This window comes from Kiloniella sp. EL199 (assembly GCF_900313065.1).
In the GTDB taxonomy this organism is placed as follows: Bacteria; Pseudomonadota; Alphaproteobacteria; order Kiloniellales; family Kiloniellaceae; genus Kiloniella.
This window is the reverse complement of the sequence record NZ_OMPU01000018.1, coordinates 1-2,069: the sequence shown is the minus strand read 5'-3', so window position 1 is coordinate 2,069 and position 2,069 is coordinate 1. Positions and strand designations below refer to the sequence as shown.

At 50.7% G+C, this 2,069-nt stretch carries 1 rRNA gene; it reads right to left on the bottom strand.

Annotated elements, in window-relative coordinates:
• A 23S ribosomal RNA gene (locus tag D9A03_RS19700) occupies positions 1–1,980 on the bottom strand; the annotation flags it as partial.
• Between the last annotated feature and the right edge of the window lie 89 nt (positions 1,981–2,069).

The window sequence follows — 2,069 nt, the reverse complement described above, 5'->3', positions numbered from 1 at the left end:
CGCCTATCCTACATATGTTTGTCCTAATACCACTGCAAAGCTGTAGTAAAGGTGCACGGGGTCTTTCCGTCTGACCGCGGGTACCCCGCATCTTCACGGGGAATTCAATTTCGCTGAGTCTATGCTGGAGACAGCGGGGAAGTCGTTACGCCATTCGTGCAGGTCGGAACTTACCCGACAAGGAATTTCGCTACCTTAGGACCGTTATAGTTACGGCCGCCGTTTACCGGGGCTTCATTTCGCAGCTTGCACCACTCCATTTAACCTTCCGGCACCGGGCAGGCGTCAGACCCTATACGTCGTCTTTCGACTTCGCAGAGCCCTATGTTTTTAGTAAACAGTCGCTACCCCCTGGTCTGTGCCCCCTGCCTAAAGTTGCCTTCTGACAGGGCCTGCTTATCCCGAAGTTACGCAGGTATTTTGCCGAGTTCCTTCAGCATAGTTCTCTCAAGCGCCTTAGTATACTCTACCTGTCCACCTGTGTTGGTTTAGGGTACGGTTCTGTGTAGAGGCTATTTCCTGGAACAGCATCACTGCACTCTCAATCCAATAAGAGAGTACAACTTACGCCATCCGTCACCATCTACGAGTACAGGAATATTAACCTGTTTTCCATCGACTACGGCTTTCGCCCTCGCCTTAGGTGCCGACTAACCCTGCGTGGATTAACCTTGCGCAGGAACCCTTGGACTTTCGGCGAGAGTGTTTCTCACACTCTTTGTCGCTACTCATGTCAGCATTCTCACTTCCGATATCTCCAGGACCCCTCACGGGTATCCCTTCACAGACCTACGGAACGCTCCGCTACCGCTCGTACAAAGTACGAACCCATATCTTCGGCGTACGGCTTGAGCCCCGGTACATTTTCGGCGCAGGACGGCTTATCTAGACCAGTGAGCTATTACGCTTTCTTTAAATGGTGGCTGCTTCTAAGCCAACATCCTGGTTGTCTTGGCCTTCCCACATCCTTTCCCACTTAGCCGTAACTTAGGGGCCTTAGATGATGGTCTGGGTTGTTTCCCTCTCCACCATGGACGTTAGCACCCATGGTGTGTCTGCTATGTAGTACTCCTCGGTATTCGGAGTTTGGTTCGAGTTGGTAAGGCTCGCGCCCCCCTTCCCGATCCAGTGCTCTACCCCCGAGGGTATTCACATAACGCTCTACCTAAATAGATTTCGCGGAGAACCAGCTATCTCCGGGTTTGATTGGCCTTTCACCCCTAACCACAAGTCATCCAGTAATTTTTCAACATTATCTGGTTCGGTCCTCCAGTGCATGTTACTGCACCTTCAACCTGCTCATGGCTAGATCACCCGGTTTCGGGTCTAATCCTGCGAACTGAGCGCCCTATTAAGACTCGCTTTCGCTACGCCTACACCTAACGGCTTAAGCTTGCTCACAAAATTAACTCGCTGACCCATTATACAAAAGGTACGCAGTCACACCTCAAGGGTGCTCCTACAGTTTGTAAGCATCCGGTTTCAGGATCTCTTTCACTCCCCTCATCGGGGTGCTTTTCACCTTTCCCTCACGGTACTGGTTCACTATCGGTCGTATAGGAGTATTTAGGCTTGGAGGATGGTCCCCCCATATTCAGACAGAATTTCACGTGTTCCGCCCTACTCGAGGACCCTAGGACTTTCTACCCGTACGGGGCTATCACCCACTATGGCCAAGCTTTCCAGCTTGTTCCGGTTCTTATCCTAAGGCCACTGGCCTGGTCCGCGTTCGCTCGCCACTACTAACGGAATCTCGGTTGATGTCTTTTCCTCCGGCTACTTAGATGTTTCAGTTCGCCGGGTTTGCCTCGTTATCCTATGTATTCAGATAACGATAACCCTAAAGGGTTGGGTCTCCCCATTCAGAAATCCACGGATCAAAGGTTGCTCTCACCTCCCCGTAGCTTATCGCAGAGTGCCACGTCTTTCATCGCCTCTATACGCCAAGGCATCCACCAGATGCTCTTAAAGCGCTTGATCGAAATTCACCCTAACACACGCAGAGATAAATCAATGATTTATAACCACACATGCTAAAGATCAGATCGTATTCAAGACCAAATTCATAC